This window comes from Chryseobacterium sp. A321, from assembly GCF_054489265.1.
In genome coordinates, this window is the sequence record NZ_JBTMWZ010000001.1 from 1,355,064 (window position 1) to 1,369,611 (window position 14,548).

The 14,548-nt window shown below is 43.1% G+C and carries 8 protein-coding genes; 5 read left to right on the forward strand and 3 right to left on the reverse strand.

Annotated features, from left to right (window positions below):
• Positions 1-117: 117 nt before the first annotated feature.
• The 3 genes from ACX3PZ_RS06425 to ligA all read right to left on the reverse strand — a co-directional run bounded on the left by ACX3PZ_RS06425 (position 118) and on the right by ligA (position 5,210).
• On the reverse strand, positions 118-792 hold the full coding sequence (locus ACX3PZ_RS06425; protein WP_459112279.1) for a YceI family protein: 675 nt from the start codon (positions 790-792) through the stop codon (positions 118-120).
• A 159-nt stretch (positions 793-951) separates the two neighbouring features.
• A complete protein-coding gene (locus tag ACX3PZ_RS06430; RefSeq protein ID WP_459112280.1) occupies positions 952-3,093 on the reverse strand; it encodes a S46 family peptidase in 2,142 nt (713 codons plus the stop codon).
• Positions 3,094-3,188: 95 nt separating this feature from the next.
• The gene (gene ligA / locus ACX3PZ_RS06435) at positions 3,189-5,210 is read right to left on the reverse strand and encodes an NAD-dependent DNA ligase LigA (protein ID WP_459112281.1); all 2,022 of its coding nucleotides are present in this window, start codon (positions 5,208-5,210) and stop codon (positions 3,189-3,191) included.
• A 438-nt stretch (positions 5,211-5,648) separates the two neighbouring features.
• On the opposite strand from ligA, the gene ACX3PZ_RS06440 reads away from it, so the two are divergent.
• From ACX3PZ_RS06440 to ACX3PZ_RS06460, 5 genes are all read left to right on the forward strand, one after another.
• Positions 5,649-8,630, forward strand: a complete 2,982-nt coding sequence (locus tag ACX3PZ_RS06440) for a SusC/RagA family TonB-linked outer membrane protein (RefSeq protein WP_459112282.1) — start codon at positions 5,649-5,651, stop codon at positions 8,628-8,630.
• A 15-nt stretch (positions 8,631-8,645) separates the two neighbouring features.
• The gene (locus ACX3PZ_RS06445; protein ID WP_459083682.1) at positions 8,646-10,100 is read left to right on the forward strand and encodes a SusD/RagB family nutrient-binding outer membrane lipoprotein; all 1,455 of its coding nucleotides are present in this window, start codon (positions 8,646-8,648) and stop codon (positions 10,098-10,100) included.
• A 2-nt stretch (positions 10,101-10,102) separates the two neighbouring features.
• Positions 10,103-10,849 carry a glycerophosphodiester phosphodiesterase family protein gene (locus ACX3PZ_RS06450; protein WP_459112283.1) on the forward strand — a complete coding sequence of 249 codons (747 nt, stop codon included), beginning with the start codon at positions 10,103-10,105 and terminating at the stop codon, positions 10,847-10,849.
• The gene (locus ACX3PZ_RS06455; protein WP_459112284.1) at positions 10,846-12,432 is read left to right on the forward strand and encodes a calcineurin-like phosphoesterase C-terminal domain-containing protein; all 1,587 of its coding nucleotides are present in this window, start codon (positions 10,846-10,848) and stop codon (positions 12,430-12,432) included. The genes ACX3PZ_RS06450 and ACX3PZ_RS06455 overlap by 4 nt, the downstream gene beginning before the upstream one ends.
• A 241-nt stretch (positions 12,433-12,673) precedes the next feature.
• Positions 12,674-14,494 (forward strand): hypothetical protein, encoded by a 1,821-nt coding sequence (locus ACX3PZ_RS06460; protein ID WP_459112285.1) that lies wholly within the window; start codon positions 12,674-12,676, stop codon positions 14,492-14,494.
• Positions 14,495-14,548 lie beyond the last annotated feature (54 nt).

Genomic DNA, 14,548 nt, shown 5'->3' on the forward strand with positions numbered 1-14,548 from the left:
GGACCCTTGCAATTCGCAAGGGTCTTTTTTTTCTTGTGCGATCGCATGAATGGGAACCTAAAAAAAACCGTCTCAATTCGTAAATTGAGACGGTTAGTAAGTTTTTTTTCGCTGCGATTATTTCGTGGCAACCAAGTTTAGATCTAAATCTACTTCTTGAGAAATCATCCAATCTTTTGGATCTCCTTCGGTTCCGTACGTTAGACCCCAATCTTGACGGTTGATCGTGAATTTAGAAGTTAAAGAAACGGTGCTATCGCTCACGTCTACTTTCGCTGGGAAGCTAACGTTCACTGTTTTTCCTTTGATGGTAAGGTTCCCGCTAACCAGTTTGTTGGCTCCTTCTACTTTGCTTACTGTTTCCGCAGGCAAAGCTTCTACTTTCGTAATGTCAAAAGTAACGGTTGGGTTTTTTTCAATGTCGAAGAAATCGGCACTCTTTAAGTGGTTGTCAAGATCCACAGAAGTTTTTCCGTCGGAAATGCTTGAGTCAACTGCTTTTGGATCTGTTGTTAAAGTTCCCATATCGGATACTAAGTTTCCAGAAATAAGTTCTCCGTCTTGTACAGATAAAGTTCCTGTGGTCTCTGTAGTTCCAAATCTTGGGTTAAGACCACCTGCGTGGTAAGCGGTCCAGTTTACTTTACTGCTGTCTGCAGCGACTGTGTAGATGTCTTCAGCGTGTGCGGCTACGGATTGAGCTTCACCTGTAGTAGCTTGGTCAGCTTTCGATTCTTTACAAGATGCAAGGGCTAGAACGGATACTAGCGCAACAAGGGATAGTTTTTTCATTTTGATAAATTGTTTATTATTTTGAGTGCAAATGTACACCAAGCCAGGCTGTGGGAAATTGACCTATGGTAAGAAAGTGCATTTTTTATAAAGATAAAATGAAGAATGCCCTTTGAATCAGTCGTTCGAAGGGCATTCCGCTATAAAGTCTTTCGAGGACTATTTTACAATTTTCATTTCGTTGATTAGCCATTTGGCATCCGCGTACTTGTCTACAATAAAGAGAATGTACTTCGCATCGACCATAATGTTTCTACTAAAACGAGGGTCGTAGTTGATATCACTCATGGTTCCTTCCCACTGACGGTCGAAATTGAGACCAATTAGGTTTCCTTCTGCATCTAAGGTTGGACTTCCGGAGTTACCCCCAGTCGTATGGTTGGTCGCTGTGAAATTCACAGGAACTTCTCCATTCGCATTCGCATACGGTCCGTAGTTTTTGTCGTTGTAGAGCGTGATTAGCTTTTCAGGTACATCAAATTCATAATCTCCTGGAATGTATTTTTCCATCACTCCAGAAAGATGGGTTTGATATCCGTAGTAAAGGGCGTCTTTCGGGTTAGAACCGGCTACTTTTCCGTACGTAACACGAAGGGTAGAGTTCGCGTCCGGGAAGAATTTACGGTCTTTGTCCGTGGCCATTTGTTGCGCCATGTACGTTTTTTGAAGTGCATCGATCTCGTCTTGGTACTTCGTGTATTGGTTCTGCGTCGTTTTGCTGTAGGTGTCTCTAAGGGTCGCAAAGAGTTTTACCATCGGATCTTTCTCAAGGGCAGTCGCAAGCGATTTAGGATCGGAAAGGACTTTCTCAAGATCCGTGTAGGCGGTTGCGCCGTTAAGAGAGGCTCTACCGCTCACGATGGAGTTTTTAGAAAAAGACTCGATCGTCGCTAAATTGCGGGCTTCATCCTTGAAGGCAGCAAATCCAGAAGGTAAAAATTTAGCATCCATTTTGTTTGCGTAAAGAGCAAGCACTTTTGCCGTTACTTTTGCATCCAACTCCGCATCGTAATTCTTATACGTACTACTAAGTCTATTTGCGAAATTAGCTTTGGTTTGCTCATTGAGCTTGCCACTTTCTGCTAAAGCTAAGTATTGAAGATAGCTACTGGCTAGGCTTAGCGTCTCAGAGTTACGAATGACTTCGCTATAGTACGCGCGGTTGAGAGCGTAAGGCGCTTGTTCCGTGTAAAGAACATTGAATCGATCGATCGTGGTTTTGATCGCAGGATTTTTCGCAATAAGCGTTTGTTCGTATGCCTGTTTTTTTCCTACTGCATTGGATTTGGTTAATCCTTCGACTTCGCCGCTCCATTTTTTCCAATAATTCGCTACGCTAGCAAATTTCGAAGCATACTTAATCTTCGTTGCTTGGTCTGCGCGCATTTGAGCGTCTAAGGTTTTGATCGCAACGTCTCTTACTGCAATCATGGCCGGATCAATCTCCGTTCTGATTTTTTCCACTGCGATGGAAGGAAGATACTCCGTTGTACGACCTGGGAATCCAAATACGAACGTGAAGTCTCCTTCTTTTTTATCCTTTAGTGAAATGGGAAGGAAGTGCTTCGGTACAAAAGGAACGTTGTCCTCGCTGTATTCTGCAGGCTCATTGTTTTTATTGGCATAAATCCTAAAGAGAGAGAAATCTCCCGTATGTCTTGGGAAAACCCAGTTGTCTGTGTCAGATCCAAATTTTCCAATCGAACTTGGGGGTGCCCCTACAAGACGAATGTCTCTATAGGTATCAATAATATACGCGTAGTATTTGTTTCCGTAATACGCGGCTCTCACCAAAACTTTTTGGTAAGGCTTAATTTTAAAAGAACTTTCAACGGCCTTTGTATTCTTGGCAAGTAAGGCTTCTAACGCTTTTCCTTCTAGTTTTTCTGTGCCTTTAAGCACCTCAGTAGTCACTTCCTTAATGTCGTTAATGAAGTCTACAGTCACCCCAGGGTTAGCGAGTTCTTCCCCCATGTTTCCAGCCCAAAATCCATCTGCTAAATAATCGTGCTCTACGCTAGAATGCTTTTGAATCTGCCCGTATCCACAGTGATGGTTGGTCAGTAAAAGGCCTTGTGGAGAAATAATTTCGGCCGTACAGCCTCCGTTAAACTGTACTACAGCATCTTTAATAGAGGGTTTGTTTGGGTCGAAAATATCTTTTGCACTGATTTTCATGCCCATTTCTTTCATTTCTTGCTCGTTGATTTCGGTCGGGATCCACATGCCCCCGTACTGTTGGGCAAATGCCATCGCTGCCGGAATCAAAAGGGCAGAGAGAATAAAATTACGTTTGATCATAATGGTGATTTATTTTATATAATTGAAAGGCTAAAACTACTAAAATTTAGCGAGATGAGAAAAAAAAGAGGCCTCTAAATTGAGGTTGAAACGGCCTAAGAAGTAGCACTTTCGCTAGGTTCAATCAAATCTAGAAATTGCTGCTCGTCTAAAATTTGAACCGTTTTTAAATCCATTGCTTTTTTTAGTTTGCTTCCCGCTTTCTCGCCGACTACCAAATAGTTTAGTTTACTTGACACGGAAGAGACATTTTTCCCTCCATGGTCCTCAACCATTTTTTCTGCTTGTTCTCTCGAGAATAAGGAGAGTTTGCCCGTGAAGAGAAACGATTGATCTTTGAGGGCGCTACTTAGCTGGGTTTTTTCTTCTCCCGTGCTCTCAAGCTGCACTCCATAGAGTTTTAGTCGTTCAAGGATTCTTTGGTTCTCTGGATTCTCAAAATACGCGACTAAACTTTGCACAATCTTTTCTCCGATGTCGGCCACTTGCAAAAGATCCTCTGGAGAGGCCTCTTTTAATGCATCAATAGAAGGGAATTCTCTTGCCAATTTCTTGGCCACGGTTTCTCCCACATGTTTGATACCGAGTCCAAAGAGTACTTTCTCGAAGGGAGCCGTTTTGGATTTTTCAATGGCATCTAAAATGTTTTGAGCCGATTTCTCCGCCATTCTTTCGAGTGGAAGGAGCATTTCCTTTGTAAGGACATAAAAATCTGCTGGGTTTTCGATAAGCTTGGCCGTGTAGAGCTGCTCAATGGTTTCGCTTCCTAAATTTTCAATGTCGAGCGCCTTTCTCGAGACATAATGAATCATTTTCCCTTCCACTTGAGGGGGACAGTGAAGCTCGTTTGGACAGTAGTGAATTGCTTGGTCCTCAATTTTCTCAAGCGGCGTGCCGCATTCAGGACAGTGCGTGATGTACTGAATGGGCTGACTGTCAGTAGATCGTTTATCCAGATTGATCCCTACAATCTTGGGTATGATTTCTCCCCCTTTTTCGACAAAAACATAGTCCTTCTCGTGAAGATCCAGTTTTCGAATGATGTCTTCGTTGTGAAGGGAGGCTCTTTTTACAACCGTTCCGTTTAATAGGACGGGAGCTAAATTTGCCACGGGCGTAACCGCCCCTGTGCGGCCTACTTGGTAGGTCACTTTTTCTAATTTCGTTTCTTGCGCTGTGGAAGGAAACTTATAAGCAATCGCCCAACGGGGAGATTTTGCTGTGAAACCTAGTTCTTGTTGCTGCAAAAGGCTGTTGATCTTGATTACAATCCCGTCGATTTCAAAAGGAAGATTGTCTTTTTCTTCTTGCCAATAGGAGATGAACGCCCAAACCTCCTCAAGGGTTTTGCATGTTTTCGTGTGCGAAGAGGTTTTAAAGCCCCAAGAATTGGCTTTTTCTAAAAGTTCGGAGTGACTCTCTGCAATCGGATCTGTAGTAACAATCTGATACATGAGAGCCGAGAGTCGACGCCTACGCACCTCTGAGCTGTCTTGCAACTTTAAACTTCCTGAGGCTGAGTTTCGTGGGTTCATAAAGGGATCTAGTCCTTCCTCTATGCGTTGGGAGTTAATCCGGGCAAATTGGTCTTTGCCAAGAAAGATTTCTCCCCGTATGTAGAAGCGCTCTGGATACTCCCCTCGCAAAGAGAGGGGGATGTCCGATATGGTTTTGACATTCGCTGTGATTTCATCTCCTTGAAAACCATCCCCACGAGTGGTTGCAGATTTTAATTTTCCATTCTCATAATAGAGAGAAATTGAGGCTCCGTCGTATTTTAGTTCTGCCACAAATTCTAATGGCTCCTCAAGGGTTTTGCTAGCTCGCTTTGCCCAATCCTCTAAATCCTTCTCGTTATAAGAGTTGTCCAGAGAATACATTCGATATTCATGGCTCACAGTCGGAAACGATTTGTTGATGCTTCCTCCCACACGATGGGTAGGGGAAGAGGGATCGTCAAACTCAGGGTACTGAAGCTCTAAAGACTGCAGCGTTTTTAATTTTTGATCAAACTCAAAATCCGAGATTCGAGGCGAATCCAAGATATAGTAATTATAATTGTACTCGTGCAGTTCTTTTCTTAGAGACTCGATTGTGGCTTTAATGGAATCGGACATGGTTTTGATCGAAGAGGGTTAAAATCCTAGTATACGCTATTCTTAAACTTAAGTTCTTTTGGACTTGCCAAAAGATTGTTTTTAGGTCCGCTTGGCCCTATGCAATATTACTGATTTTCGTTCAGATTCCCTTTTGTCTTCTTCGCTTTTTTTAGAAGATTCTATTATAAGGTCTTTCCTTCAATGAAAGCTTTTTTTCTAGAATTAATGAACTTTCTTCTGTGTACCATGCATTGCATAAGAAAATTAGGAGACATAATCGAAGAATAAGGGTATTAACTTTTGTTAACGCTTCTAGGGATCGGCTTTTCAGGCGTTTAGGGTAGGACGAAACATTGGGTTCATTTTCACGTGATATATTGTTAAAAAAACGTTAAGAGCGAGGTAACACCCTTGTAGAGCAATGCTGCTACTTTTGCCACTTAATAAATATGTACAGTGAAAAGACAAATTGTAACTCTACTAATCCTCGCACTAAGCGGTTCGATTTCTGTGGAAATTGCTGCCCAAAGCCGAGTCGATACAGTGAAAGAAAAACAAATCGAAGAAGTGGTTGTCACCGCTCTTGGGATTAAAAGACAAGACAAGTCTCTTGGGTATGTGGCGGAAACCGTCGGATCTGAGACCTTCGAAGAAACCCAGAACAACAACTGGGCGCAGTCCATGGAAGGGAAAGTAGCCGGTTTGAAAATTCAAACTACTGGAGCTGGACCTTTGGGATCTTCTCGTATCACGCTTCGTGGGGAAAAGTCCATGAGTATGGACAATAACTACGCGCTTATTGTAGTGGATGGAATTCCCCTTAGTGATGGACCGAGAGTAAATTCCGGATCGGGAACTTCTGCTTACGGTGCCGGTTCTGGAGGCGACCTTCCAATTGATTTTGGGAACGGACTCAATTCCATTAACCCAGACGATATTGAAAGTGTAACGGTTCTAAAAGGAGCTTCAGCAGCTGCACTCTACGGATCGCGTGCTGCGAACGGTGCTTTAATGATTACCACGAAATCCGGGAAAGGAAAGAATGGGAAAATCAGAGTGACCCTGAATTCAAGCGCTTCTTTTGATACCGTTCTAAAATGGCCAGATTACCAACACGAATACGGACAAGGAACCCTTGCAAAGGATAAAAACGGAAATTTCTATTATTCCTACGGGGCGTCTCCAGACGGAGTTAGCACAGGAGGAACTTCCAGTGCCTTTGGACCTAAGTTTGACGGACAGATGTATTACCAGTATGATCCTACTGTAGAGGGACAAAGTCTTTCTCCTCAACTGTGGAGACCGTATAAAAACAACGTAAAAGATTTCTGGGAAACGGGATCTACTTATTCCAATAGCATCTCCATTGAGAACTCCAATGAGAAGACAAGCTATAGAACTTCCCTTACGTATTTATCGAACGAGTGGATGATGCCGAACACAGGTTTTGACCGGTTCAATTTTGCAGGATCCTTTTCCCATAAGTTGAATGACCGCTTAAAAATAAGCACCAAGCTTTCCTTTAACAGAACCAAAAGTGACAATTTACCTGCTACGGGGTATAACAACCAATCGATCTCTTACTTCATGATCTTCCAAAATCCAAACGTGGATTTGGCTTGGTACAAGCCCGTATGGAAGAAAGGGCAAGAAAATCTAGATCAGATTCACCCATTCTCCTCTTATATAGACAACCCGTATCTAATCGCTTACCACATGCTAAACGGAGTGGACAAGCGCTCCATTGGTGCGAATGTAAGTTTAGACTATCAACTAAATGATCAGTTTAGCTTTATGCTACGTTCGGGAGTGGATTATTTGAATGAAGAAAGAACCACGCAAAGACCTTACAGCAGTGCAAACTACCGCCAAGGATTCTACCGTGAACAACTGATCACGAACCAAGAATACAATACGGACGCCCTGGTTACCTACAAGAATCAGTTCGGTAAACTAGATGTGTCTGCTTCCGTGGGAGGAAGTATTCGTTACAACGAATATTTGATGAACGATTACCGTGCAGAAGGACTAAAGGTAGCAGGAGATTACAGTTTATCCAATGCAATTACGCTGAACACAAGACTTCCAAAGCCTTATGATGAGCGCGTAAACAGTGCCTACGGACTCTTAACTCTAGGGTACGATCAGAAAGTATTCGTGGACGTAACCGGAAGAAATGACTGGAGTTCTACACTAATTAAGTCGAACCGTTCTTTCTTTTATCCTTCCGTAAGTACGAGTTTTATCCTTTCTGATATCTTTAATGTTCGTAGTTCTGGGTTTAATTTCTGGAAACTTCGCGCCTCATGGGCGAAGGTGGGAATCGACGGGTCTCCTTACCAGCTAACTAAGTATTACAACTTAGGTGATTTTCCAGGAAGTATTCATACGCCAAATGTGTATCCGAATCCTAACTTGAAGCCAGAGAACAATACAAACATTGAAGCGGGGATGGATTTTGGTTTCTTCAAAAACCGTTTGAACTATAGTGTTACACTCTATGAAAACTTAACAGACAATCAAATCCTATCGATTCCTGCACTTTATGAATCCGGGTATTCTCACCGAATTATTAACGGAGGAAAAATTCGCAACAGGGGTGTGGAAATGAGCCTCGATGCAACGCCCATTCGAAGCAAAAATTTCACTTGGAATGTGAACGCGAACTGGTCCTTAAACCGAAACGAAATCCTTTCCCTTCCTCCCGAGTTTAATGGAGAGCCGTACACAATGTCGACTGTGGCGGGAGTTCTTTATTTTAATGCCGTCGTAGGAGGATCGCTAGGCGATTTCTATGGGTACAAGCTTATGAGAACGCCCGACGGGCAAGTGATTTATGGGGAGAATGGACTTCCCGCAAGGCCAGCCACCATAGAGAAAGTAGCCAACGCATTTCCAGAATGGAGAGCCGGACTTCAAAATGAGTTCAAATACAAAAACTTTAGCCTAAGTTTCTCTTTTGATGGACAGTTAGGTGGAAATGCATACTCTCAAACGCATCACAAGATGTCTGAGCAAGGAAAACTCATGCATACCCTGAAAGGCCGTGATGCATTGGATGGGATGATCATTGGAGAAGGAGTCGTGCAAAATGCAGACGGTTCTTACAGCCCGAATACGAAGAAAGTAACGCTTAATTCTTACTACGGGGATTACTACCGTCGTGCGAACATCGAGACCAACACGTTTGATACTTCGTTTATCAAACTTCGGGACGCTCGAATCTCGTACTCGCTTCCTAAAACGCTCACCGAGCCGATGGGAGTAGAGAATTTAACGCTCGCTCTTTTCGGTAAAAATCTATGGATGTGGACCGATTTCCCAATGTTTGATCCGGAAGTGGCGGCGCTTGACAACAGCACCATTACTCCAGGGGTTGAAATTGGACAGCTTCCTTCTTCAAGAACCGTAGGCATTCAATTGAATGTAAAATTCTAAAGCTTTAATACAACAATGAAAAATACAGCAATCAAATTAAGTTTCGTCCTTCTCTCTTTCGCCTTTCTAAGCAGCTGCGATAGAAACATGGATGAGATTAATACCGACACGAGTAAAATTATTAACCCAACGGCGGGAAGTTTTCTAGCGCCACTCCAATACGAAATGGCCTCTTACGGGTACAACCGTGCGGATGACTTTACCTTCCAACTTATGCAAGTAGCGCTTCCTTTTCCAAACGAAGGAAATACACCAAGTCGCTACTATTTCACAGAAAATTCTGGTGGTGGGTATTGGAACACAAGTTACAAATGGCTTAAGCAGGCAAAAGAGATGGAATCTTTTGCAGCGGCCGAAAACAATGCAAACTATGTAGCCATTGCCAAGGTACTTCAGGCGTGGATGTATTCCAACCTAACCGATACCTTTGGAGATGTTCCCTTTTCAGAAGCACTTCGTTTGGAAGAGGGAATCATGACCCCTAAGTTTGATTCTCAGAAAGACATTTATGTCGCTCTTTTAGACGATTTGAAAGAGGCGAACCTTCTTTTTGATACGAGCAAATCCCTAGGGGAACTAGACCTCTTCTACCACGGCGAGCAGTCTGCAGCAGGCGTGCTTAAATGGAAGAAATTCGGAAACTCGCTTTCGATTCGCCTTCTCAATAGAATTCAGAAAAGAAACGGGGAACTTAATGTGAATGAGCGTATCCGTACGATTGTAAACAATCCAGCAGACTATCCACTTTTTGAATCGAATGACGATTCTGCTGCCATGTTACTTTCTGGAGTTTCTCCTTTTATGCCCCCGATTCCAAGACCTCAAGACTTTACTTCGTACCGTGCAGCGGGAGAATTTTTTGTGGAGACCTTAGAGAAAAACGGTGACCCAAGACTTTCTCAGTTTTTCACATCGGCTAGAAAGCTTAGTGACAATACGGTGATTGGATTTAAAGGAGCTCCCTCGGGTTATGCGCCAGGGACGGCCTTAGACTACCAACCGTCCAATATGAATCAGAATCTTGCCAAAGCTCCTTTGAAAGTGCTGGTGTATCCTTACAGTGAGCTTCAATTCACCCTAAGTGAACTTGCTCTTAAGAATATTATTTCGGGAGATGCGAAAGCCTACTATGAAAAGGGTGTAAGCTCGGCCTTACAGCAATGGAATGCTGAGGTTCCTGAAGGTTATTTTGACAATCCTGTAGTGGCTTATAACGGAACTTTAGAGCAGATTATGACCCAGAAGTACATCGCACTTTTCTTTGTGGACCATCAGCAGTGGTTTGAACACCGTAGAACGGGTTTCCCAACACTACCAAACAATGGAGGTCTACTCAACGGAGGGAAGATGCCCCAGCGTTTAATGTACCCAACCAATCCAAAAGTCATGAACCCTGCAAACTATCAGGCGGCCGTTCAGAGCATGGGCGGAGATGATATTAACACCTTAATGTGGTGGAACAAACCTTAAGAATGAAAAAATACATTATCAGCTTTCTTCTAATGGCCGGCTGGTGCCAGGCGCAAACCGGAATTGTAGCGCACCGCGGCCATTGGAAAGCAAGCGAAACCTCGCAGAATTCCATCTCCTCGCTTAAAGCGGCTCAGTCGCTAAACGTGTACGGATCTGAATTTGATGTGCAAAGAACTTTGGACGGAGTCCTTGTCATTAACCACGATGCGGACATTCAGGGTCATGAAATTTCAAAAACTTTGTACAAAGACCTTAAGAATCTGAGGTTAAGCAATGGGGAAAAGCTTCCTACACTTAGGCAGTATCTAAAAGTAGGGAAGAAGGATCCCAAGGTAAGACTTGTGATTGAAATCAAACCGACTGCAGATTCTATGCTAGAGAAAATCGTAGCTCAAGAGGTTCTCGCGGAGGTAAATAAAGTAGGCGTGGCTGGGCAAAGCGAGTACATCTCTTTCTCTCTTGGCATTTGCAAAGCGCTAAAGGAACTAGACCCATCCGTTGAGGTTCAGTATCTAAAAGGAGATCTTTCGCCTAAGGCGCTAAAAGAAGAAGGGATTGACGGTTTTGACTATCCGTACGCGGTGCTTTTAGCCAACCCCACTTGGGTGGCGAAGGCCAAAGCTTTAGGGCTTAGCACCAATTCCTGGACCGTGAACTCCCTTTCTGTCTTCACTCAATTGAAATCCATGGGGATCGATCTTGTGACAAGTGACATTCCAGAACAATTAATTTTATCAAATCAATGAAAACAAGTTTTATTTTACCCCTGCTGCTACTAGGCACCGCCGTTATCGCACAGAGTTCCGTATCGGGATATGTGTTTGCGGATGCGAACGGAAACGAGCGGAAAGACCGCAAGGAAAAAGGGATTGAAGGCGTTTCTGTCTCCAACGGGCAACACGTTAGTGTAACCGATGCGACGGGTCGTTATTCCCTTCCGCTGACCGGCGACAATACCCTTTTTGTAATTAAACCCTCCGGGTTTCAAACCAAAGTAGGAAAGGATCAACTTCCTAAATTTTACTACCATTTCAAACCTGAGGGTTCCCCAACAAACTTTAAGTATGCGGGGGTGAGCCCGACAGGAAAGCTTCCAAAATCAGTCGATTTTCCGCTTTATAAATCGGAGGAAGAGAAAGAGTTTACTGTTTTGGTTTTTGGAGATCCTCAGCCTTACAATCTGAAAGAAGTGGACTACTTCAGACGAGGGATTATTGACGAGGTGAAAGGAGCGAAAAAGAATGCTCGTTTTGGGATCACTTTAGGCGATTTAGTAGGAGACGATCTTTCTCTCCATCAACCTTATATTGACGCGGTAAAGGAGCTCGAACTGCCTTGGTACAATGTCATGGGCAATCACGATATGAATTACGAGGCGTCAGACGATACAAAAGCCGACGAAACCTTTGAGAAAAATTTTGGTCCTGCCAATTATGCCTTCAACTACGCAAATGCCCATTTTGTTATTTTAGACAATATTCTTTATCCGGATCCAAGAGACCAAAAAGGGTACTGGGGAGGACTAAGAGAGGAGCAATTGCAGTTTTTTGAAAACGATCTAAAACACGTGGATCCAAATACTCTGATTGTGGTTTCTTACCACATTCAAATGAAGGCGGAGAGAGCAGGAGACGAGCATTTTAGATTGTCAGACAGAGAAAGAATCTTTAAAGCTCTAAAGCCTTTCAAGAATGTGCTTTTAATGTCTGCTCACACCCACAAACAAACTCAGATCTACTACGGTAAGGAAGAGGGCTGGGATGGAGAAGGAATGCTTCATGAGATTAACATGGGAACCACCTCAGGGGATTGGTATTCCGGAACGGTGGATTCAATAGGAGTTCCGATGTCCATCATGAGAGACGGAACGTACCGCGGGTATTCCTACCTCACCATTAAAGACAACAAATACGAAGTTCAGTACAAGGCGGCAGGGCATCCTGAATCCTTCCTCATTAAACTTCATGCCCCGAAAGTGGTTACGAAAACAAGAAGTTCCGCAAAATTCTATGCTAATTTCTTTACAGGATCGGCCTTGGATAAGGTAGAATATAGCATTGACGGAGGGGAGTGGAAACCGATGAACTTCACGAAAGAAATAGATCCTTCCTTTATGCTGACTACTTTTAAGTGGGATGAAAGGTCTGAACTTGAAGAGGGAAGAAGACCTTCCAATCCCGAGCCTTCCAACCACCTTTGGAGCATTGGAGTTCCAAAAGGTCTAAGCGTGGGAACGCACAGTTTTGAAGTGAGAGCGACAGACCGTTATGGGAAAACCGCTACGGAGAAGACCACCTTTAAGGTCGATGAGATTAAGCTAGTACCTTAAATTTTCAATTTTTTAATTTTCGGCCTTCAGAATGCGTTTGTGTTCTGGAGGCTTTTTTTGTTTCTTTTCGGTTTGGAATAGACTAGAGGCTGTCGTTCTAGATAAAAGGAGGCAAGGGGCTTATCTAGGATGCAATCGGTACGCATGATAAATGTTATGTTTGCCATACAAATCAGGTACGCAGAAACAAGTATCTTTATGCGTTTAAAAATTAATACAAACCGAACTCTATTTACATTTTATGACAGCGATTTCGAAAACACATCATTTTCACATACCCGTTATGGGCCTTGCCTTTACCATTGACAGTCCGCTTCGCGTGGCGCAGTACGGAATAGATTCTGTAATATCCATTATGGACGACGATTTAATTGAGAAGGTTCGAGGCTTTTACAGTGAAAAATTTAAGCAGCCTTACGAGTCGATTTCTACGAAAATCGAGGATTATAGAGCCAAACGAATTACGTCGTATTTGAATTTTTTAGATCAGCATATTGCCACTAAATTCGAACATTTTAAAGAAGATTTAGCCTCGAATCAGAAAGAGCTTGAGTCCTTCTTGCAAACTCTTCCAAGCAGTTCGACTTTAAAATCGAAACTTGAGGAGGTGATCCACGAGAAAAAGCTGGATTTTCAAGGTCTAAAAGAGATCTTAAATAGATACTTGTATCCAGGTTCAATCGATGTGAATATCATGACCAAGGTGGATAAAGACAATTTTAAGGATTCTGAACCTTTGAGTGGAGAGTATAACGATGCGCATGCCGCTCTTCGCGGCTTTGCCCTTAGCACCACGCGTAGTTCTGTGATTTTTTCCGCAGGAATGAATCCACGTCTCTACAGTTATATGGAGAATTTTGACGTGTTTTATCCAAATCTCGAGGGAGATTTCCAGAAGAAGATTGTGCTTAAAGTGAGTGATTTTCGCTCTGCTATGGTGCAAGGGCAATTCTTAGCCAAGAAAGGGCTTTGGGTTTCTGAATACCGAATTGAATCGGGACTCAACTGTGGAGGGCACGCCTTTGCCACGCAAGGACTTCTCATGGGACCTATTCTTGAAGAATTCAGATCCAAGAAAAGGGAACTTATCGAATCTGCCTTTGCTCTTTTGGCCCCTGCCTTAGAACAAAAAGGGAAGACCGTTCCTACGGTTTTGCCTTCTCTTGCCATTACGGTGCAAGGGGGAGTTGGAACCGGCACTGAGCACGCTTTTTTAAGAGATCATTACCAGGTCGATAGTGTGGGTTGGGGATCTCCCTTTCTTTTAGTTCCCGAGGCGACCTCAGTGGATAAAGAAACGCGCGAACTTCTTGCAAAAGCGAAAGAAGAGGATTTGTACTTAAGTGACATTTCTCCTTTAGGGGTTCCCTTCAATACAATTAGAGGCACGAGCAATGAGTATTTTAAGAACAAAAGAATTCAGGAGAATAAAGCGGGAAGCTCTTGCCCGAAAAAATACTTAGCCTTGAGTAAAGCCTATGGAGAAACCGAGGGAATTTGCACGGCCTCTAAAAAATACCAAGACCGCCGACTAGAGGAATTGGAGGAGAAAAAAGCGCAATTGGATGTGAGGGAGTACCAAGAAGAAAGAGAAAGCATTACCGAGAAAGCCTGCCTCTGTGTAGGGCTCGCAAACTCTGCTCAGTTGGAATTAGGGATTCCCGTAAAAGGTCAAAAGCAAGGGGTTGTGGTTTGTCCTGGACCGAACATCGCTTATTTTTCGAAAGAAGTTAGTTTGAAGGAAATGATGCGTCATATTTATGGAGGTCCTTCTGTGGAAAACCATGAGAACAGACCCCATGTCTTTATAAAAGAATTGGACGAGTACCTAAAGTATTTCCGATCCGAAATTGAGAAAACGAAAGTAGTGAGTCCTGCCCTTGAAAAGAAATGGAAGGCTTTTAAAGAGAATCTTCTTAGTGGAATCGACTACTACAAATCTTTGTTTGAAAAGACCCCTTATTTCTCTTCCCTTAAAGAGAAACTCTTTGTGGAATTAGAACAGAGTAAAACGCAAATCGAATCGATCCGCTTTAGTAAAACGGCTCCTGTAGAATCTTAAAGCAAGAGCCTACTAGAATCCTAAAAATCCTAATTTTTACCCCTTAAAACAGGA

Excerpts from the sequence above, each read along its gene's own strand:
- ACX3PZ_RS06455 (WP_459112284.1), top strand. The coding sequence starts at position 10,846 with ATGAAAACAAGTTTTATTTTACCCCTGCTGCTACTAGGCACCGCCGTT.
- ACX3PZ_RS06450 (WP_459112283.1), top strand. The coding sequence starts at position 10,103 with ATGAAAAAATACATTATCAGCTTTCTTCTAATGGCCGGCTGGTGCCAG.
- ACX3PZ_RS06430 (WP_459112280.1), bottom strand. The coding sequence starts at position 3,093 with ATGATCAAACGTAATTTTATTCTCTCTGCCCTTTTGATTCCGGCAGCG.
- ACX3PZ_RS06445 (WP_459083682.1), top strand. The coding sequence starts at position 8,646 with ATGAAAAATACAGCAATCAAATTAAGTTTCGTCCTTCTCTCTTTCGCC.
- ACX3PZ_RS06460 (WP_459112285.1), top strand. The coding sequence starts at position 12,674 with ATGACAGCGATTTCGAAAACACATCATTTTCACATACCCGTTATGGGC.
- ACX3PZ_RS06425 (WP_459112279.1), bottom strand. The coding sequence starts at position 792 with ATGAAAAAACTATCCCTTGTTGCGCTAGTATCCGTTCTAGCCCTTGCA.
- ligA (WP_459112281.1), bottom strand. The coding sequence starts at position 5,210 with ATGTCCGATTCCATTAAAGCCACAATCGAGTCTCTAAGAAAAGAACTG.